Annotated in this window: 15 protein-coding genes and 1 pseudogene; 6 read left to right on the top strand and 10 right to left on the bottom strand. The window is 51.8% G+C overall.

Annotated features, from left to right (window positions below):
* Nucleotides 1-34 precede the first annotated feature (34 nt).
* The 3 genes from U8326_RS00425 to U8326_RS00415 all read right to left on the bottom strand — a co-directional run bounded on the left by U8326_RS00425 (nt 35) and on the right by U8326_RS00415 (nt 4,694).
* The gene (locus U8326_RS00425; protein ID WP_324741686.1) at nt 35-1,351 is read right to left on the bottom strand and encodes an MFS transporter; all 1,317 of its coding nucleotides are present in this window, start codon (nt 1,349-1,351) and stop codon (nt 35-37) included.
* A gap of 182 nt (nt 1,352-1,533) precedes the next feature.
* Nucleotides 1,534-2,388, bottom strand: a complete 855-nt coding sequence (locus tag U8326_RS00420) for a TauD/TfdA family dioxygenase (protein ID WP_324741685.1) — start codon at nt 2,386-2,388, stop codon at nt 1,534-1,536.
* A 65-nt stretch (nt 2,389-2,453) separates the two neighbouring features.
* Nucleotides 2,454-4,694 (bottom strand): TonB-dependent receptor, encoded by a 2,241-nt coding sequence (locus U8326_RS00415; RefSeq protein ID WP_324741684.1) that lies wholly within the window; start codon nt 4,692-4,694, stop codon nt 2,454-2,456.
* Between the two features lie 347 nt (nt 4,695-5,041).
* On the opposite strand from U8326_RS00415, the gene U8326_RS00410 reads away from it, so the two are divergent.
* The gene (locus tag U8326_RS00410; RefSeq protein ID WP_324741683.1) at nt 5,042-5,650 is read left to right on the top strand and encodes a TetR/AcrR family transcriptional regulator; all 609 of its coding nucleotides are present in this window, start codon (nt 5,042-5,044) and stop codon (nt 5,648-5,650) included.
* Nucleotides 5,651-5,875: 225 nt separating this feature from the next.
* Here the strand turns inward: U8326_RS00410 and U8326_RS00405 are convergent, their stop codons facing one another.
* The 7 genes from U8326_RS00405 to U8326_RS00375 all read right to left on the bottom strand — a co-directional run bounded on the left by U8326_RS00405 (nt 5,876) and on the right by U8326_RS00375 (nt 14,411).
* On the bottom strand, nt 5,876-6,610 hold the full coding sequence (locus U8326_RS00405) for a hypothetical protein (RefSeq protein WP_324741682.1): 735 nt from the start codon (nt 6,608-6,610) through the stop codon (nt 5,876-5,878).
* Nucleotides 6,597-7,460 carry a TauD/TfdA family dioxygenase gene (locus U8326_RS00400; RefSeq protein ID WP_324741681.1) on the bottom strand — a complete coding sequence of 288 codons (864 nt, stop codon included), beginning with the start codon at nt 7,458-7,460 and terminating at the stop codon, nt 6,597-6,599. Before U8326_RS00400 ends, U8326_RS00405 begins: the two co-directional genes overlap by 14 nt.
* Nucleotides 7,461-8,036: 576 nt before the next feature.
* Nucleotides 8,037-8,423, bottom strand: coding sequence for an EthD domain-containing protein (locus U8326_RS00395; RefSeq protein WP_324741680.1), 387 nt, complete (start codon nt 8,421-8,423; stop codon nt 8,037-8,039).
* A 274-nt stretch (nt 8,424-8,697) separates the two neighbouring features.
* Nucleotides 8,698-9,882, bottom strand: a complete 1,185-nt coding sequence (locus U8326_RS00390; protein ID WP_324741679.1) for an LLM class flavin-dependent oxidoreductase — start codon at nt 9,880-9,882, stop codon at nt 8,698-8,700.
* A 136-nt stretch (nt 9,883-10,018) separates the two neighbouring features.
* On the bottom strand, nt 10,019-11,230 hold the full coding sequence (locus tag U8326_RS00385) for a cytochrome P450 (RefSeq protein ID WP_324741678.1): 1,212 nt from the start codon (nt 11,228-11,230) through the stop codon (nt 10,019-10,021).
* Nucleotides 11,231-11,266: 36 nt separating this feature from the next.
* Nucleotides 11,267-13,843 (bottom strand): TonB-dependent receptor, encoded by a 2,577-nt coding sequence (locus U8326_RS00380; RefSeq protein WP_324741677.1) that lies wholly within the window; start codon nt 13,841-13,843, stop codon nt 11,267-11,269.
* 208 nt (nt 13,844-14,051) lie between these two features.
* Nucleotides 14,052-14,411, bottom strand: a complete 360-nt coding sequence (locus U8326_RS00375; RefSeq protein WP_324741676.1) for a hypothetical protein — start codon at nt 14,409-14,411, stop codon at nt 14,052-14,054.
* A gap of 125 nt (nt 14,412-14,536) precedes the next feature.
* On the opposite strand from U8326_RS00375, the pseudogene U8326_RS16395 reads away from it, so the two are divergent.
* From U8326_RS16395 to U8326_RS00355, 5 genes and pseudogenes are all read left to right on the top strand, one after another.
* Nucleotides 14,537-14,887, top strand: a pseudogene (locus tag U8326_RS16395) (transposase); the annotation flags it as partial.
* Nucleotides 14,888-14,929: 42 nt separating this feature from the next.
* Nucleotides 14,930-15,814: an AraC family transcriptional regulator gene (locus U8326_RS00370; protein WP_324743652.1), complete on the top strand. Its 885-nt coding sequence runs from the start codon at nt 14,930-14,932 to the stop codon at nt 15,812-15,814.
* 207 nt (nt 15,815-16,021) lie between these two features.
* On the top strand, nt 16,022-16,717 hold the full coding sequence (locus U8326_RS00365) for a MerR family transcriptional regulator (RefSeq protein ID WP_324741675.1): 696 nt from the start codon (nt 16,022-16,024) through the stop codon (nt 16,715-16,717).
* 198 nt (nt 16,718-16,915) lie between these two features.
* Entirely contained in the window at nt 16,916-17,893 is a 978-nt protein-coding gene (locus U8326_RS00360; RefSeq protein ID WP_324741674.1) for a hypothetical protein, read from the top strand.
* A gap of 45 nt (nt 17,894-17,938) precedes the next feature.
* Nucleotides 17,939-19,450 carry a phosphotransferase family protein gene (locus U8326_RS00355; RefSeq protein WP_324741672.1) on the top strand — a complete coding sequence of 504 codons (1,512 nt, stop codon included), beginning with the start codon at nt 17,939-17,941 and terminating at the stop codon, nt 19,448-19,450.

Below are 19,450 nucleotides of genomic sequence, written 5' to 3'. Positions count from 1 at the left end.
GCCCTCATATAACGATAGCCGAAGCGCTACCTTGTTATCTGGTTGTCCGACTTGTGCGAATACTGAAAAATAGTGCACCACAAAAGGCAATGGCTGCAAAGGGACCAAAAGCCATGGCCATGAACGAAATACCTTCATCGAGGTGACCGCTGCGGGAGCCGACCATATCCGATAGATAAACTGCGATCAGCGGGCCAAATGTATAGCTAATCAAGTATGATGTAAGGAGATATAGTGAAATAAGTCTCCCCCGAAAATTAGGTGGACCATATTGTTGTATAACGAGAGGTCCCAATATTCCGGTGGCCGCGATCCCGATCATGGATACGAAGAGCGCTATCATTGATGCTACAAGTGATTTTTCTTCGAGAGCGATCACAAGAAAAGTCATTGATATGATGCTGCTCGCAATCAACCCTATCATGGAACCGCTCGGCCGCCCCAACCGCGTCATCTTGTTAACGAAAACTGACCAGAAGAGCGCGGAAATAAGGCCCCCACCTGCCCCGATGGCTCCGAGAAGATAGCCAGCGTCGCCGGACAACAATCCAAATTTTCGGATGGCGATCGTTGGGAGCCATGACAAGGCCGCCAGATGCACGATTGTCGTGAGCATCAGTCCTGCGTAGAAGAGGCCATAAAATTTCCAATGAGTTCTTAGATATTTCGCCAGATCACCAAAGGAGCGAAAGTAGCCATTCTTCTCTAAAGAGCCTCCGCATCGTCTTGGCTCCGAGACCGAGCCCAGAAAGAGCACGGCTAACAATGTGCCCACAGATCCCAAAATAACTAAAGTCAGACGCCAGGGAGCAAGGGAGGATATGCCCTCAAACGAATTCGCAACGGCCAGAACTGCTGACCCGACGAACAGAGCCCCCACTCCCATTATACTGGCCATCGCGCCATACACCGCCGTCGGAAGGACGCGATCTTTTTTAGCAAACAGGTCGGCGATCATAGAGATAGCCGCCGGCGTCAAAACAGCCTCTCCTAGCGCGACACCACAACGCAAAACAAACAATGTCGAAAAACTCTGAGCGAAGCCGGATGCGGCAGTTGTCAGACTCCACAGGATTACCCCGCAGCCAATGAGGTTCCGGCGATTTCCACGATCCACAAGGCCAGCAAGGGGAATACCGGCAAGTGCATAAACTATCGAAAAACCTGCTCCCAAGAGCAAGCCCATTTGACGATCGCTTAATTCTAAAGATGTCGAAACGTCCTGAGCGAGCAGGGCCAAGATCATCCTATCGATGAATGAAACGGAATATAACAATGCGAGAAAAGCGACCGTATACCAAGCGCCGCCTGAGTTGGACCGTAAGTCTCCGTTATCCGCAACAACCCTCATTTTTCTCTCTCTATCCGATAAGATAGCCGCCTTTTTGCGAAGTGCGGATCCACTTTAACTCGATCATCGTTTTTGAGAATTTGTCTCTTGGGCATTGGGAGAACGAATTCGCATTGCCGCGACAACCAAGGCGCTCCTTCCACCGACCTCAAACGTCTCTTGAGGCGCGAGAGCGTAATATCCTATTCAATATCCTCATGATCTTCCACGCGCGCTGTACGATAATCCCGCGCATGCTTGGTATATTCATAAGGACGCGCCCGATGCATGGTACATCTGTTATCCCAAATGAGCAGATCGCGAGGCTTCCAGTGATGCGTATAGACACAACCTGGTCCGGTAGCCGCATCAATCAGTCTTTTGAGAAGCGCCAACCCCTCCTCTTTCGGAAGCGGCGCTATATCACCCACATGAGAAGCAATGCACAGCGCTTTACGACCGCTTGGCCGATGCATTTCCACTAATGGTCTTGCAACGATTTGAAGTTGCCGACGTTGCTCATCAGTCCAATCGTGGAAACCGGTAAGGGCTCGCGATTGAATTACGGAATGCTTTCCGATCAATCCTTCAAGGGTTGATTTTTCCTGCTCCGAGAGAGCTTCATAAGCACATCGCGTATCACAGAATTCGGTCTCCCCGCCTTCAGGTGCCACTTCGATCGCGTATAACATGGAAAGCGCCGTGCGCGGCCGCTGGTACGTGGTATCCGTATGCCAAAGTTCGTTTGCAGCATTAGATCGCATTCTGACATCATCCAGCGACAGAATATTTCCGTTCACATCAAGATTGCTTACTCGATAGATAAACTCACTTGGCTGTCCCTCTACTGCGACAAATTTATGCCTACCTCCTAAGCGATCAGAAAAATTTATCATTGTGTCTTCGGTTAAATTTTGCCCACGAAGCAAAATTACCCCGTATTGCTCGACTACATCTCTAATCTCTTTTGCTTCTTCTTGCAGGATTCCGTCAGAGATTTGGAAATCTAAAATCTCAGATCCAAATTTTTCGTGAATTTTTCTGATATCCAGAAGCATTTTTTAATCCTTCATTTTACGAAAAATACATGATCCACAAAATTTAAAAATATCCAAAGCTATGCTTAGAAATTTGTTTTTAACTCAACTCCGTAAGTCCTAGGCGCTCCTAAATATTTTATATTGTATCCGAGCGATTTATCGAAAGCTTGGGCTCCGCTTGCATACTCTTTATCGAGAATATTTCTTCCAAATATCGCGATTTGATACCTGGCATCGTCGATATCAAGCGAGATACGTCCATTGAGTAGTCCGTAAGCTTTTTGAGTAGTCTCTTCCGGACGCGCCCCGCCAGGATACAAATTTTGCCTTCCCTGTCCTTGATAGTCCGCCTGAAGGGAAAGTAGCCCTAAAGCGGATTCAACATCGTATCGTGCTGAAAAGGCATACGACCATTTCGGCGTGGGCCAATCTTCGTTCGTCCGGTCGCCAGTGGCATCCACAAAATAATCATACTTTGCGTCTACATAGCCAACGACGGCACTGAGCGTAAGCGCGCGGATGGGCCGCAAAGTGGCTTCGAAATCAATGCCCTTTATGGTTGATTGCGCGGCATTGGATACAGTGGTTGTCGTCCCACCGCCCGGGATTAGGGTCGTAATCGTTCTTTGAACATCCTTGTAATCGTCATGATAGGCAGCGATGTTCAATTGAAGCGCACGATCAAAGATCGAGACCTTCGTGCCAATCTCGTATTCAGTGATCGTTTCAGGATCGAAGGGAGCGAATGATTGAACCGAGCGCGCGCCCCGCATATTATGACCGCCGGCCCGGAAACCTTTCGCAAATTTAGCATATACCATGAAGTTCCGGTTGAATTTATAATCCAGTGACGCCAGCCACGACGGATCGGAATCCTTTTTATGGAATGTTCCCCTGCATTGGCCCGGAGCATCCAGAAGCTCAATCGGGATCGAACATCCTGATACAGTTTCATTAAATGATACAAGTTTCTTATTTTCTTTGCTGTACCGTGCTCCACCGGTGAAAGTTAAGGAGTCCGTTATTTTGTAATTTAATTGCCCGAATATACTGACATTTTTATTAGTTACGTCACCATTAGGAAATGCTAGGGGGTCTGCTAGAACCAGCGGTGCAGTTATACTCGCACCAGATTCATATCCATTTTCATAGCTGTAATAAGCTCCTACTACGAAATCTGCCCTTCCCATCTTGCCAAGCAATTGAAGTTCCTGGCTAAAGAAATCTGCTTTACTTTTAAAGGATCCGTTTGTGATCCAGAATGGGGTGGAGTCGTAATCGGTATCGTTCCTTCGTAGATAATGCCTGAAGCCGCTGATTGATCTCAGCTTCAAAGAATCATTGAGATCCAACTCCATGTCCAGACTCGCCGACCACCCCTTATATTTGGCAAAATTCGGAGAAGTTCCCTGATTTTCGAAATGATTCCCTGTCCCATTAGTATAAGTTACAAAAGCGTCGCGTGCTTGCTGCAGAGCTTCCGGAGTTGCTGGCGCGCCGACAAGATAAGCTGGAGACGTAGAAGGTAGCAATGGCAAACCCATTTCGGCAGCCACCTGATTGACGGCCAAGCTATATCCAGGATTGATGCCGGAAATGAAGTATGCGCCGCCACCCTGCTTGATTTCTCCATAGTCGCCGGAAAGAGTAGCCCGAAAGTTACCCCAATCACCGCGAATCTTGCCGCGCAAATATAAGCTGTCCTCATCACCGGCCGGCTTACCAAGGCCATCATGGCCATAGCCGTCGTGAGTACTCTTCTGAACCACGAAACGCGTTGCAACCTGAGGAGAGAGGGGTACGTTGAGTATTCCAACAACATTCGCGGCATCGTAATTACCAAAGCCGACCTTGACAGATCCCTCAAGCCGGTCCGTCGGGGAATTGGTTATGATGCTAACGGCGCCACCCGTCGTATTTCGCCCATAGAGGGTACCCTGCGGGCCTCTCAGGACTTCTACGCGGGCGAGATCCACCAAGGCGCTGCGCAGTCCATTCGAACGCGCGACATTGACACCGTCTACGTAGACCCCGACAGAGCTGTCCGTCGTCAGCAGGATTCCGGCTTGCGTTTGCCCCCTGAGGCTGACCAGCATGCCCTGCGGATTGTTGCTGTGCTCTTTGACATTGAGCGATGGCGAGGTGGAACTGAGTTGCCGAATTTCGGTGATTGACTGCCTGTCCAGATCGTTCCCACTGATAGCCGTAACGGCCAAGGGAATGTCCTGCAGGCGCTCGTCGGTCCTGCGCGCAGAAACTATGATCTCGGAACCGTCATTCGCAGCGGAATCCTGCGCAAGCGCTGGCGCGCTTGGCAGGAGCACGAAACAGCTGCAAAATAGGCCCGTCCGCCAAGATCGCTTCATACTCTCTCCCATTTAGGTTTGTTTTGTACGCAAGGGGCAATTGGAAAACCGCTCCTTTGTATATGCATATACATTGGCTTGTGAGGCGTCAAGAGTATATGCATATACCAGGCAGCGGATTACGGATTGGCCTAGGATCTTCAGCAGAAAATCCGGAAGCCGGTTCCGCTTTTCTCGCAAACGCCCTATGGCGCGCAGGACACATTTTAGGACAACATATTGGATCGGCACTCATGGGACGGACTTCAAATTCTCCAAGCGGAAGGCCCGCAAAAATTTCTAGGGAGCTAATAACCCGGACTGCAATGGCGATTGCTGAGGAAGATTCTGCCGATGCGGTGACTTTGGGAAAAGTCGCCAAGCGCCTGGAAGTAACGCCCATGGCACTTTATCGCCACATCGACGACAAAAAAGACCTCGATCAATTAATCGCCACTTCGATTCTCAAGAAGTCTTTTAAACCTCTAAAAATTGATGCGGACACCCCTTGGAGATGCATATTATTACAATCTTTAGAGGATTTAAGAATTATATTTTCTTCATTCCCGACGGTTCTAGCGGTATACAGTGATTCTCGCTTTTTCATGTCTCCAGAGCACTTGTCCTTACTTGAACAGATCCACGAAGGGCTAGCGCGATGCGGCGTTCCTCCTGAATCCTCGCGAACGATTACCCGCATTCTTGCTCACTTTGTATATGGATTTGTAAGCACGTCCCTGAGTTCGGGTGCGGAAGGTCTTGGACAAATCGAACGAATGTTCCTGCAACTGGCGGAGTCTGATGTTGCCGATGAAAAACGTTATCCCCGTCTAACCGCTGCGATCTCAGCCTCTCAGAATCTTTCTACAGGGGATTTTTCGGCTTGCCTTGACTGGATCATGGATATACTGGCGACGAAATATGCAAGCACGTGAGCAATCCGTTCTACCACGCATAAAATACCTCAACCCCGCTTTTTACAGATTGTGCGGCCACATTCCGGATTTCTCGGAGCGATTCATGTCAATTTTTCTGCAGCCTAGAAACTCGGGGCGGGGATGTCCGCGCAATCCATATCGCATGAGATAGCTTTGCCCCCAGATCCGACGGATTTAAAATGCATTGCCTCCCATATAGGGCGGCTGTCTGTCACAAATATCTCAGATTAGCATGGCGGAGACATAGTATAGTTCTGAAAAACGCGCTTCAATGTTGCCTTTGACCGTCAAAGGTCGAATGATCGTTCCGGTTGTGATTACCGTACCGGCAGACATCACGGATCCGGCAGCCTGTTTCCGGTTGATCAGCCATAGGCAAGTATCAAGAGGGTCTGCAGGCGACATGAAATTCGGACAGAATTCCTTTCCATCTACGAAGATTTTCAGATCTTCAAGAGGCGGAGGAATAGCGCACCCTGAACCATGTCCAACAATGATTGCCCCATTGACGCCCAAATCAGCGACGATCTCCGGCGTAGTAAGCGCCATGATATCCGAAAAGCGCGTCGCCAGAATTTCAATGACCGGTACAAATTCTGCTATCTTCTTCAGATCTTCCCTGCCTATTATATCTGTCTCTGTTATCGGAGCCAATATACGAAAGGCAAATTCGACCTCGACCCAGCCCGGTCGATAGTCGGCAGCATTCAACCGACTGCCCGACGAATGAACGGCATCCGCAGGGATAGGGGCCAAGATCCGCTCAACCGCATCAGGTGCAGCCCCCGCCTTATAGCCTCCCAACGCACCCAATTTCTCCATCTGAAAATTCTGGACTTTATACCCCTCCTCAATGGTTGCCGGAGTACGATCAGCGGAAAGGCGCTCAGTCGCGATCAAAGTTCTACGAGCGGCAAGAAGCTGTTCCGCAGCCCCTTTCGCATCAAACGACGTCATTTTCATCAACCAACCGGACTGAGCACATATCGCGGGCATAGCTGGGATCATAAGGACGTGCCCGATGCATGGTACATCGATTGTCCCACAACAGAAGATCACCTGCTTGCCAGCGATGTTTATAGACGCTGCCAGATTGTGTGGCCAAGTACGTCAGCCGTTCTACAAAATCCTGAGTGGCGAGATAATTCCACCCCTCAAAAGTCGCTATGTGTGACGCCAGACACAAAGCCTTCCTGCCGGTTGGCTTGTGGACATGGACCAGAGGACGCGCGATACGTGTGAATGCGCTTCGTTCATCTTCTGTCCAATCATCGAAGCCGGATAGCGCTCGCGACTGAAGAAGGGTGTGATTGGCGATTAGGCCTTCGGCTAACGTCTTATCTTGATCGGATAGACGATCATAGGCCAAACGCGTGTCACAAAACTCGGTTTCACCCGCTTCCGGTGGTACCACTATCGAATACAAAAGGGAGACAGATGAGCCGGGCCGCACATAGGTGGCGTCCGTATGCCAAAGCTCATTGGCCTTATTGAAAGAGATGATCTTGGAAGTGACTGGCAGTATTTTTCCTTCCGGATCCAAGTTTGTAAGACGAAAGGTCTTAGAACCCGCGATCCTGCCATAAGTCGATGTGACGCTTTGCGGACTCCAGATTTCGCCCATCAATTCCGCAAGCTTTCCGAGTTTATCTCCATCAAAATCTTGGTTGCGCAGTAACGCAACCCCAGACTGTTCGACAGCATTCTTGAGCTCAAGCGCCGTTTCCTCATTCCATTCGCCTGACGTGTCACCAGGATCAATCGCCACCCCAAAATCCGGGTGAAGCGGTTTCGTGGCAAAAGTCATATAGAATCCTTCTCCAGCCGATTAAGCAATTTGCCTTTCTGGCTTCTTGAATGTCTAATCGCCTGACCTGCGAGTCTAAGAAAGACCTTGGCGATACATCGGTTTGTAGGGATATCCCCTCGCTCCACTCCCTCTTCAGTTCACAGGCCGGATAATAATATATACATATACTATGTGCGCAAGCATATTCGACATTTGTTTCGATTAGCCATGGATGGGGGACGGCCGTGGAACATGCGAGTCCGGATAAGATCGGCAGGGATAGTCTGCATCGTCTCCGACGCCGCCTTGAACAGCAGTGCGGCACATGTTCAATCGTCGTGATGACCTTGAGCTGTGCGAGGCTCAGATGCCCAGCAGCGCGGGCGATGTCGGCGGCCAGCACCAACTTAGCCGTCGGGCGGCATATTCAAACACCGCAAGAGGATCACCGGCAGACCATCGAACATCGACGTTTGGAGCACCGCAAGCTCACCGCTTAGCATCAAACCCCAGACGAAGCCCAAACTCCACTAATCGACGCTGCAATCTTGGCTAAATGGCCTGACGACGGACACCGGGTTCCATTTGCGACGGTCAGCCGCCGGGGCCAACAATCTGAACGAATTGAGTGTCTATCATGGTCGGGGTCGCTTCAGACCAGTCAATCATCTGCACTTCCAGAGGCCACAATTTCTCCTTGAAGGTTTTAGTCTCCCGAACGGCCGCTTCCGCTTCCTGAGAATAAAACCAGACTTCTGCCATCGCGTCATAACCGATCGTTGTGGCCCCCGCCTCAGAAGCGGAGGATTCGGAGTATTCGTTTCCGGCGGGCTGCAGCTCATGCTGAATGTATCGGTACATCAGAGCCTGAATGTCTTCGGAGGTTTGACAAATGCGACCTACCTCGCGCCAAAGCCGACTGAATTCCTCCTTCGAAATATTAGGGTTCCTGCGGTAAAATGTTAAGACCTTTACAACCACTTGCCTCTCCTACGCCGCTTCCCACTCAGCAGATTAAGCAGGCGGGTTTAGGCCAACACTACAGCTAGAAGACCAGGAAAGCGGTATCAAGTTCCTCACGCCGAAGCTCGTTCATATACGCGGCCCCTTTGCTCGCACCCTCATCAGCGTAGCTTCGTGCAGCACCCGAAGCAGCGGTGTAATCGCTCAGGGTTGGTTCCGCCATACGCATGCTCCCTCAACTTGGCAATCAATGCACTTGGTCTGACCGAACCATCCCGACGCAAACCTGCTCTCAGTTCTGGGCCTTGAAGTGGGCGACAAGATCGGGAGAGAGCTTGTCCATGCCCTTTTCCTTGGCGTATTCTTCCATCTTGGAACGCACGGCCGCGGTCAGTTCGCCCTTGAACCGGACATTGTTGTCACGCAGCCAGGTTTCCGAACGGATCCGCGATTCATTGAGCTTGTTGATCTTCGGGATCGCAAAGCGCGCAATCAGCTCGTAGGAACGCTTGGTCTCAGGCCAGTCAGCCCAGTGGCTGTCGAGATTGAGGAACGCACCGAACCCACCGGACTGTTCCGACAGGCGGCCCATCTGCGCCACGAAATCGTCCGGGGTGCCGATCACCCCGAAGCCGGTTTCGATGATGTAATCGACAGGATCTTGACCGGAAGGGGGTGCAAGCGGAATAGCCGCGACCTTCTCCATATATTCGATCCAGCGCAGCAGCCCGTAGCGGACGTTTTCACGAGCCTTCTCGCGGGTTTCGGCGATATGCACCGGGCCAACCAGACGCCAGCCGTTGCGATCCATGGTGTTGCCATGTTCGGCAGCGGTTTCTTCCGCAATCGCCCAGTTCGATGCCAGCGCGTTGAAGCCGCCGGCCGAAGTGGCGCCGATGGCCAACATCGAAAGGCCGAACTTGCCGGCTGCGCGAGCACCCGTCGGCGATACCTGGCTGGCGACTGCGATTTCGACGCCATCGTCATTGTAGGCATCGAGCTGGAGACGCGCTTCCTGCAGGTTGAACCAGTCGGTCTTCGCGGTCACGATCTCGTTGTTCAGCAGCCGGACGATCGGTTCGATCGCCTGTTCCATCCGGTCGCGTGCTTCTGAAGTCGGCACGCCGATCATATAGGCGTCGGACGGCAGCGAACCCGGACCCATGCCGAGAATGGTGCGACCCTTGGTCACATGGTCCAGCTGGCGAATGCGATCGGCCAAGGTGAAGGGATTGTGATAAGGCAGCGAGGCCACGCCGGTGCCGAGCTTGATCCGGCTCGTGCGCTGCGAAACCGCGGCAATGAAGACTTCCGGGCTACCGTTGATTTCCCAGCCGCCGGAATGGTGCTCGCCAATCCAGGCTTCGTCGAAGCCCAGCTTCTCCATCCACACCACACGCTCCATATCCTCTTCGAGCGCAAGCGAAGGATGCTCGTCGGTAGGTGTGTGCGGCGCGATGAATGCACCAAACCTCATGCGCTTCGGCGCCATACTGTCTTTCCTTTCGCCTGCCTCATTTTAAGCGAAGTAACCGGTTTGCGAGGGTGGAGATAACTCCACCCAACGCATCCCTCCCTCAAGCTGGCCATATGTGGAACGTCGGTTGGGGCGCCTAAGCTGCCCATATTAATGGAAGAGAATCCATAGAACCGACGATGCCCCCACGCATCACGATGTCAGTGTCCGGCGCCACGTCAAAGTGCGGTATCCTTGCTAACCATTCCGCCAGCGTAATTCGCATCTCCACGCGAGCAAGATGAGCGCCAGGGCAGATATGTTGTCCCATACCAAATGTTGCATGATGACCGCGCTTCCTGCGAAAGTCGACATTCATAGGATCCGGGTTGAGACGCTCGTCATTGCCAACCAATGGACTGGCACAAATGATCATGTCGCCTTTCTTCAATGATGCGCCATGCCATTCGATATCGTTACGCACTTCCCGTGCCATACTCACCAATGGGAACCGGCGCAGCAATTCATTCACCGCTCCAGGGATCAATTCTGGATCATCGAGTAATTGTTGGCGATGCCCGGGATTGCGAGCGAGAAATAGAAAAGAATATGCGAGCAAGTTGTAGACCGTGTCCAACCCGCCCATCATAAATTGCATCAGAAGGTTTAGCATCTCCTCCATCGTCAATTGGCGGCCTTTAATCTCCGCATTCACGATGTCGCTAAGGACGTCCTCTCCACCCTTTCCCTGCCGTTCACGAACGACAGGCTCCAGGTAATCGTGGAAGCTCTGCATGACTTCTTCCAAAGTCATGCTCCCATCAGGGTGCACGACCTGGTCCGTCCAATATTTCATTTTAGGCGCATCTTCGCGAGGAAGATTGACCATATGCATGAAAACGCGAATGGGAAAATGGGCAGCGAAGTCTTTCAAGAGATCGCATCTACCTCTCGGTTTTACCTCTTCTATAAGCTCGATGCAGATTGAACGAATCATCTCAATCTGACGATTGACGGCCGCCGGAGAAAGATTGCGGTTCAAAAGACTTCGGACCGGGCGGTGCTCCGGCGGATCCAACGTCGTCGGCAGCATTCTGTAGTGCTCGCCACGCTCTTTCGGAATCGTCACCACGCGATTGGAGAATTTTTCGTAATCCGAGAATACTTCTTGGACCAAATCGCCTCGAGTAGCGATCCAATGCCCTCCGTTATATGGGGTCCATACAACATCCGGCACCCCGGGTTCCTGCAGCGTACGCCACGAAGCCTGAAAATCCCTCTCAACGCCAGGCGGTTCGAAGAAATCGAAATCGACAGTTTGTTCAATCGCGACATGCGAGGGCCGTTCAGCCAATGAATCGATGGTCACAACACCCCTCCTTTCCAAAACGCGTCCAGCATATTTTTATCGGAAACGAAATCTCGCCGATACTCCATAAACGGCTGGCCTGCCGGTCATAACGTACCTGGAATCGAGATATGATGTGATCGCGGTGATGTAGCGCTTGTTGGTGATATTGCGGCCAAAAGCGGTAACCTGCCAACTTCCATCTTCAGCACCAACCCCGACACGAGCATCAAAGGTGGTGTATTTATCTATCTCGAAATTGTCGGCGGGCAGATCGTCCGTGAAGAAAGTCGTGTTCTGCTTACCCTGGTAATGCAGTCCACCACCGATGAAGGGCTTCACGCCGCCCATGTTCCATTCATATTGAATGTCCGCATTCGCGCTGAATTTCGGAGTAAATGGCAGAAGCGAACCATCAAAGTTGCCAGCGTACCCTGCAGCATTATAGATCGGTTGTTTCTCCACCGCAGTGAGGCGGAATTCGCCATCCACCTTAGCGTTGAGATAGGTTGCGCTGGCATTGATACTCAACCCATCGAGGGGACGAGCAGAGAGTTCACCTTCCACACCGAAGACATAGGACTTAGGCACGTTGACCATTTTTTCCAACAGCCCGTAGATCTGGTCGTTAACACGACCCCGCACCTGCTTGTCGCTGTAATCGTAGTAGAAGACCGCTGCATTCAGATTGACGCGTCTGTTTGCGAATGGCGCCTTAAACCCAGCTTCGTATGCTATGAGCTTTTCCTGCAGCGCAGGTGAGTATTGCTGAGTTCCCGATGCTCCGATCGCTGAAAACAGGCCCGCCTTATAACCTTGGCTGACGGTTGCATAAATCAACGTACCACCATCAAACTTGTAATCGAGGCCGACGCGGAAGGACCAGTTGTCTTCTTTCAGACTTCGTGTGACCGGAGCGATCGTCGGTACGCCGAAGGTTGTTCCATAGAAGCCATCACCCAGTGGGAAACACTGATTGGCCTGAATGGCGGGGAGATTTGGATTACCGGAAATTGCGCCCTGCAGAATTGTGAAAACGGCCGCTACCGGAGCAGACCCTCCCACACCAAGACCTGGATCACTATAGCAGTATGTCCCGCTCTGCTTGTTTTCCGTATAGCGAATACCAGCATTTATCGTGAGATTATCGGAGATCTTATACTCGCCGTTGGCAAATATCCCAATGGTCTCGAGCTTTGAATTAAACTCATTCAAAGTTTTTCCGATGAATTGATCTGGATTGGTAAATCCTAGGGGATTGTTACCTGAGTAGGCCGTCAAATCATAAAAGTTGTCCTGCCTAGTCTTACCCTTATCGTAATTCGCACCGATCAACCACTTCAAGCGATCCATATCGCCTGCAAGCCGAATTTCTTGATTGAATACTCGTACGCGACCATCAATGGGAACATCGACGGAGCGCGCGCTGGTAGCGTCAAGGTCAGTATTGTAATGGATTTTCTTGTCAGCGTAGGCGGTGATGTTAGTTAATGTGAGCTGATCGCTCAACTCGAAATCCGCCCGTAAATATGCTTGGAAAAACTTGTTATCCGATCCACGCAGAAGACCTTCCGTCCAATCCGCAGCTCTTATACTATCACTCCTTACAGGAGTGCCAAGGATAGCTTGCGCACCGCTTTGGATATCCGTTCCTGCAATTAGTGGGTTCACGCCATTCATACGTGTTACCAACTCATTCTGACGCCCGAGAAAGGTTGGATCGAAACTTGCCGAGGCTGGTGTGGTCAAATCAGCGTATCGAGCATTATCAACAATGCCATATGGATTTGCAGTCGCGGGATTGGCATTCGCAGCCGCCAACGATGCGGCGCTGTAGATATTGAAATCCGTACCAGCATATTGCCCTGCCTGAACGTCTGATTTGTCTCTGACGCCTGTTAGCCCTGCCTGAAAGCGCACTCGATCGCTTGGCTCCCAATCGAGAGACAACCGACCCTCAAAACGATCCTGTTTGCCGTTTTCATCGCCAGGACGGGAAATGCTTCTCTGCCAATCTCCGCCTTGAGTGATGCGGCCAGCAAGGCGCGCGCGCAATGTTTCCGTTATCGGTCCACTTATAAACCCGCTCGCTTGCACTCGATCGAAACGTTCATAAGAAAGGTCAAAGCCAGCCTGTAATGTGCTCGTCGGCTTTGCTTGGATGTAGTTGATAGCTCCACCAGTTGAGCTTTGGCCAAACAGAGTACCTTGCGGCCCCTTGAGAACCTCGATCCGTTCCAGATCCAAGTCAATTGCATCAGACATGATGGCATAATTGCGTGGTATCTGATCGTTATAAATTGCTACAGCAGGCACAGCACCGAAAGTGGCATCGTAGAGGCCAATGCCGCGGAGTGTATAGACCGGAGTAACCCAGACCGATTCAGTGTATGTGAATCCGGGAACCAACTTACCCAAATCCGCCACGCTTTCGATTCCGCGTTGTTTCAGCGTGTCTGCGGTCGCAGCCTGTATAGTAAGGCCAACATCATTTATGGATTGCTCGCGCTTTTGTGCTGTAACGATAATTTCGTTGGATCCATTTGATGTCGTAGCTCCTTGGGCCATCGCCACATGAGGCGCTGCCAAACCCAATGACGACATAACCAGCAAACGCGCGCGCACTTTATTCATGCGATCCTCCCAAATCATCTACGACGCTTATGGCTGCGCCGGATCATGTTCCGGGATTAATTTGATGCCTGTACGAATGGAAGTCTTTCACAATCCGTTCGGAATTTTCAGAATTTTTCCGGATCACCCCTTTTGTGCCGACTCTCGCTCTGGTCTATGAGCATTAACGCCAACGTCAATTTTCGCTTCCTAGGTGATGTGGAAAAATTCAGCGAAGCGTTTCTACGCTCACCAGCTTGAGGTTGCCGTCGAAGGGCTCGACGTATGCACAGATGTTGTCCGAGAACTCGTCCATCAGATTGAGCCCTTCGGGGTCATAGTCGTTTTCGGCGACCAGCCCCAGCTTGCCGTCCACAAATGTACAACTGACGTTGTGTTCGTGCGGATAGTGAAGCCGAAACGCTTCGGTGATGTCGCGCGCCGCTTCGTCACCGCTGCGGCGGGAACACCATGGCATTGCAAAGTGATGCGATACATGTGTCGATGCTCCGAGTTTTGCGAACCTATCGGGAAACAGGGCTGACGGGGAAGCCGAAATGATTGACGAGGCGTGCGGGGATTGATTCAAGGCTGCTTTTTGGAGGCAGGCTTGAGCAGGGGCGATCTCACTGAAGCTGAATGGCGCGTGTTGAAGGACTTGTTGCCCATCGAGCCTGAGAACCGTGGTCGAGGCAGGCGTCTCCTGAGCAGAACCGCTCCATCATCAACGGCATTCTCTGGCGGCTGCGGTGTGGCGCTCCGTGGCGCGACGTTCCGCCCAAATATGGCAGTTGGAACACGATCTACCGGCGGTTTCGTCGATGGAGCGAAGCCGGGGTCTGGGAGACTGTGGCAGTGACGCTGGCCGAGGTGATGGCGGACAGTGGCCACTATAGCATCGATAGCACCACAGTCCGCGCCCACGTCTCGGCAGCGGGCGGAAAAGGGGGACTCATTTCGCCACAGTCAGTTAGCCACAGCCAGATACTGGCTCAAATTTGTCCACGCCACCTAGATGCCGCGTTGCTTAGCGTTGACCATGAGATCAGTGTGTGCGAGGCTTAAGACACACGAGGAGCGTGACTTTGATTATCTGAGAACGTGAAAATGGCACGAGCAGCAAGTTATTTTCCCTCTACCCGAATAATCATGGATTCTCTCGGTTGTGCGCCTATCCGTTCGACGATCGCCAAAGATTGGGCCGGCATACAGATGTGCAAATGGCACGGCACGATCGACACATGCGCCTACGATGCTCCCGATGATATATTGTTGGTGTATCACTTGGGGGGATCGTCTCATGTGCCAGTAAGCGCGAATATCAAGGGGCAATCTTCGATTTCACGGCCAGGACTTGTCTCCATACTTCATCGAAACACGTCTGTGCGATGGGAAGTGGACGGGAAGTTTAGCAGCCTTTCATTGCACATTTCCGATAAGTATTTCACCTTTCCTCCCAACTCAGACAATATTTGCGAAAGACTAAAAGCAGAACCTGCGTTAGCATTCAGAAATCCGTTTATTTCTGCAACTTTGGAAGCTCTTGCGGCCGAGATGTCGACCGAGATTGAAGATAACGGTCTTTTGGCCGAATCTTTAGTGAGTGCGCTTTGCGCTTATATAGAAAGAAATATATGCGTTGATTTTACATTGCTTTCTCCATCTGTTCTAAGCAAAGAACAAATGATAATTCTATATGATTATATTGATCAAATGCTTGAACAGCGGATTTCGGTTAGAGATTTAGCGGATATCGTTGATTTGCCGCAAGCCGAGTTTTCAAAGAGATTTTATCTCTCAAACAGGAAGACTCCTTATCAATTTATAATCGAGAGAAGAATTAATAAATCTTTAGATTTTCTTCGAAGAAAAAATTATGATATCTGCGAAATCGCTCTTCGATGCGGATTTTCTAGCCAATCTCATTTTTCCACTACATTCAAAAAAATACTGGGTGTCACTCCTGCATATTTTCGTACAAATAATAGCTAGATATATTTTTAGCATTCCGGCATGATACGGTCAGTATTGCGAATTGACTGATCTAGGTCATCGATGAATTTTCCACCGATCTTCACACTGAACATAGGTCGTGTGGAATTTCTGTTAGGCTCTGCCATCTCGATGCTACTTGCGTTAATCGCAAGGCCGCCAAAAATCCGGTGACGACCGATTGATGCTTCGCTAGTTCGCCTAGTTATGAAAATGCGCGAATTGGAAGAAAGAACTGGCGTAAACCGAGAGTCCATTCGCATTCTTGTGCGCAAAGGCCTCATTCCTGAGCCTGAACGCCCAAGGCAAACCGTCGCGCATTATACGGAAAAGCATGTGCGAGCGATTTTGGCAGTCAAGGAACTGCAACTGAAGCACCGGCTAAAGCTGGATGAAATTGGCGAGGTTATCAGAGGGAAGAATATCAACGTCCCCACGGAAGCCAGCCAATTCAGTCATCTTCAAGAGCTCGTCTCAGCAAACCTTGGTTATGATGAAGGCTCCATCCCTCTAAGGGCGCTCAAATGGCTTAACCCGCATGTGGTTGGAGATGCAAAGGCATTTCAAAGCATAGGGTTGATTAAGCTAAACAAGAAAGATCGGGTATACACGGTCTCGCGTCACGATGCGCAAATTTTAGCAATCTGGGGCAAGATGCGAGAGGCCGGGTTTGTCGAGAGTACTAACTTCTATCCCGAGATGCTCGATCATTATGTGGTAGCTGCAGAGGCCCTGGCGCGCGACGAGGTCGATCGCTTCCTGGCAAGAACAGAGGGTAGAATCGATGAGGATGAAGCTGCAAGAATGCTGACGACGGCGCTACCACTCATGATGGATTTGTTCGCTGCACTTCGCATCAAGTTTCTCTTGCGCAATCTCGAACATCATCGCGGCGGCGCTTAGGCACCGAGCTTTTTTTCTCGATCCCTCAGCCCAAAGGCACTCTTGTCCAGCATCGAAGCTGCGAGGGATAATTATCGCTGCAAGTCGAAGCGGCTTCAAACTACGTGTTACGTGCACGTAGTTGACAGATGTTGATGCTCCAAATAGCCTTGGATTATTGATTCTCGAGGTCCTTAGAAGGGCCCATACAAAAAGAGGATGCTGATGATTCTGGACAGCGATGTCGATTTCCATCCGACTGATCCGACCGCGCATGATTGGGCGGAAACCAACTACTTCGCGTTTTTCAACGCGGAACGGCGTATTTGCGGCCATCTACAGGCGCTATTCCGGCCCAACCTGGGCGTAGTGATGACCGATGTGCGCATTTGGCGCGGCCTAGTCGATCGTTCGCACGATGCGCTCTATGTCGCCAATCATCATCATCAGCCCGGCGCCAAGAGCCTGCGGGATTATTCGCTCGCCAGTGGCCTCAGCGTCAAGGCATCCAGCCCGCGCGACTATCGCGTGGACTATATCGGCATCGACGATACCGAAATCCATTTCGACATTAATGGCATCATGGATCCGTACGACATCTCCGATCCGGATATGGACCCGGTGACCAAGCGCCAGATGGACGGAGGCTTCGTTCTTGGCGAAGCCTATCGCGGCCACTGGGACATGCATGCGCGCCTCAAGGGAGAAATTCGCTGCCGGGGGGAAATAATCCCAGTCGATTGCGTGCAAGTGATCGACCATAGCTGGGGCCCACGCACAGAGGCGGATCTGCCGGGAATGATGTGGCTGGGCGGATACTTTCCGGAAATAGATACCGCCGTGCATGGCTTTTTCCCCGCAGACCCAGTTCACAGCGATGAGTTGGAACTCGCCCACGGCTATATCTGCCGGCAAGGCAAGGTGACCGGCCTTACTTCCGCGAAGCTCATTCTCTCGCGGCTCAACTATCTGCCGATCGCAGCGGAATGGCATGGGGTCGACGCTAATGGCGACACCTTCAGCCTGTACGGCGCCTCAATTGCCGGAGGTCCCTGGCCCGTTTACCCCAGTGTCGACGTGGGGATCACCTTGAAGCGTTGGACTATGGATGGGCATGTCGGCCATGGACTCGCCATGGAAAATACGTCCATGGCTTATCGCACCAGACACGGCCTCGCAGCGCAACAGGCAAAATGAGCCTGTGGCAGCCAGTCTCAATTTATGGCTACCTAAGACACTGACATGAAGATCACGGAAACTGCCGATTATCTGCGTGTTGCGATTCACACACTGGAAACGAAGATCGCGCCGGAGATGACATCCAGCGACGGGCAGGCAGCGGCGGCCATCCTGGGTCGGGTGCTTACAGAATTGCGCAGGCGTGAGGAAGTCTCCGCTCCCGTCCTTGCGGCAAGCGTTTCGGTCGCACGCCAGCTTGCGAAACAGCTTCGCGACCTCGCCGCAGATAACGGCGTTCCCGTGACAGTCGCTGCCACCGATACCCCCGATCAAGCGGATTTTTCCTCGCTGGCTTTGCAGCACGCTGCATTGACCCAAGAGATTGAAGCTCTCTCATCCACCCTCGCAAGCCGCCGGTCGGATTTGAAGGATGCTGCCGCGCAAGATCAACTCAGCGCGCTTTTGCTCGACGTCGGCCAATGGGATGAAGCATTCCCCTCAGGCCAGCGTACGATTGCCTTGCCTGCCGCGCCAGAAGCGCCCCCACTGCCTGGAGAGTCGCTGAGCCAGGATTTGCTCCAGGCATTCCTGCGAAGCGTGCATCCCGATGGTGATAAGGTGGAGATCATCGAGTTCAAGCCGATCCCTGGCGGTTTCGGCAAGCAAACGTCGCGGGCGACATATCGGGACGCATCTGGGGTCGAACATTTCGTCATTATACGGAAGTCCGATCCGACGCCGATGGCCCGCAAGGGAGCTTTCCTGGTCGATTACGAATTCCACCTGCTGCGCGATGTCTACAAGACCGGCATCCTGCCGATGGCCGAGCCGCTGTGGCTCGCGAAGGACTTCCCGGGGGTGGATGCCGATTTCTACGTAATGTCCGCGCTTCCAGGTGCCGTTCCCAGTTCCTTCCTCGGTGCCGCTTCGGCATCGATCCCCGAAGAAATCATTCTCGACATGGCCGAGAAGATGGCCAAGCTCCATCAAATGGAGCTTTCGCACCTGACCGCCTATCTCACCGCCTATGATAATCCTACAGTTCTGAACGAGACCATTGAAGATTGCTATCGCCGACTCATCGGCGAATGGAAGGATTATTACGAGCAGAACAATCATCTGCCCTCTCCCTTCGTGGTCTATCTGCTCGACTGGCTGGATCGCAACATTCCCCCCAACGACGCTTCTCCTGTGCTGGTCCACGGCGATTTCAACGTGCACAACGTCCTGGTCGACAACGGCCGGATCACCGGCGTGCTGGATTGGGAGTGCTCCAACATCGGCGCGCCCGAGCAGGACCTTGCCTATATCCGCCCGATCATTTCCCAGCATATCGATTGGAACCGCTTCATCGACCACTACGAGGCATCGGGCGGACGCAAGATCAACCGCGGCGCGATGGATTTTTACATGGCCTTTGCCGCGATGCGACTGTGCGTGATCTTCAATAAGGGCGTGAAGAACCTGCAGGATGGGGTCAACAGCGATATTCGCTACGGTATCATCGATCTCGATCTAACACCCGAATTCATGAAACAGGCGCTCGTCTGCACGCTAAAGAACTACTCACAATAG

This window comes from Tsuneonella sp. CC-YZS046, from assembly GCF_035581365.1.
Taxonomy (GTDB): domain Bacteria; phylum Pseudomonadota; class Alphaproteobacteria; order Sphingomonadales; family Sphingomonadaceae; genus JAWKXU01.
This window is presented reverse-complemented; position numbering and strand designations above follow the sequence as displayed.

Excerpts from the sequence above, each read along its gene's own strand:
- U8326_RS00425 (WP_324741686.1), bottom strand. The coding sequence starts at position 1,351 with ATGAGGGTTGTTGCGGATAACGGAGACTTACGGTCCAACTCAGGCGGC.
- U8326_RS00420 (WP_324741685.1), bottom strand. The coding sequence starts at position 2,388 with ATGCTTCTGGATATCAGAAAAATTCACGAAAAATTTGGATCTGAGATT.
- U8326_RS00410 (WP_324741683.1), top strand. The coding sequence starts at position 5,042 with ATGGCGATTGCTGAGGAAGATTCTGCCGATGCGGTGACTTTGGGAAAA.
- U8326_RS00405 (WP_324741682.1), bottom strand. The coding sequence starts at position 6,610 with ATGACGTCGTTTGATGCGAAAGGGGCTGCGGAACAGCTTCTTGCCGCT.
- U8326_RS00400 (WP_324741681.1), bottom strand. The coding sequence starts at position 7,460 with ATGACTTTTGCCACGAAACCGCTTCACCCGGATTTTGGGGTGGCGATT.
- U8326_RS00390 (WP_324741679.1), bottom strand. The coding sequence starts at position 9,882 with ATGAGGTTTGGTGCATTCATCGCGCCGCACACACCTACCGACGAGCAT.
- U8326_RS00380 (WP_324741677.1), bottom strand. The coding sequence starts at position 13,843 with ATGAATAAAGTGCGCGCGCGTTTGCTGGTTATGTCGTCATTGGGTTTG.
- U8326_RS00370 (WP_324743652.1), top strand. The coding sequence starts at position 14,930 with ATGGCACGAGCAGCAAGTTATTTTCCCTCTACCCGAATAATCATGGAT.
- U8326_RS00365 (WP_324741675.1), top strand. The coding sequence starts at position 16,022 with ATGAAAATGCGCGAATTGGAAGAAAGAACTGGCGTAAACCGAGAGTCC.
- U8326_RS00360 (WP_324741674.1), top strand. The coding sequence starts at position 16,916 with ATGCTGATGATTCTGGACAGCGATGTCGATTTCCATCCGACTGATCCG.
- U8326_RS00355 (WP_324741672.1), top strand. The coding sequence starts at position 17,939 with ATGAAGATCACGGAAACTGCCGATTATCTGCGTGTTGCGATTCACACA.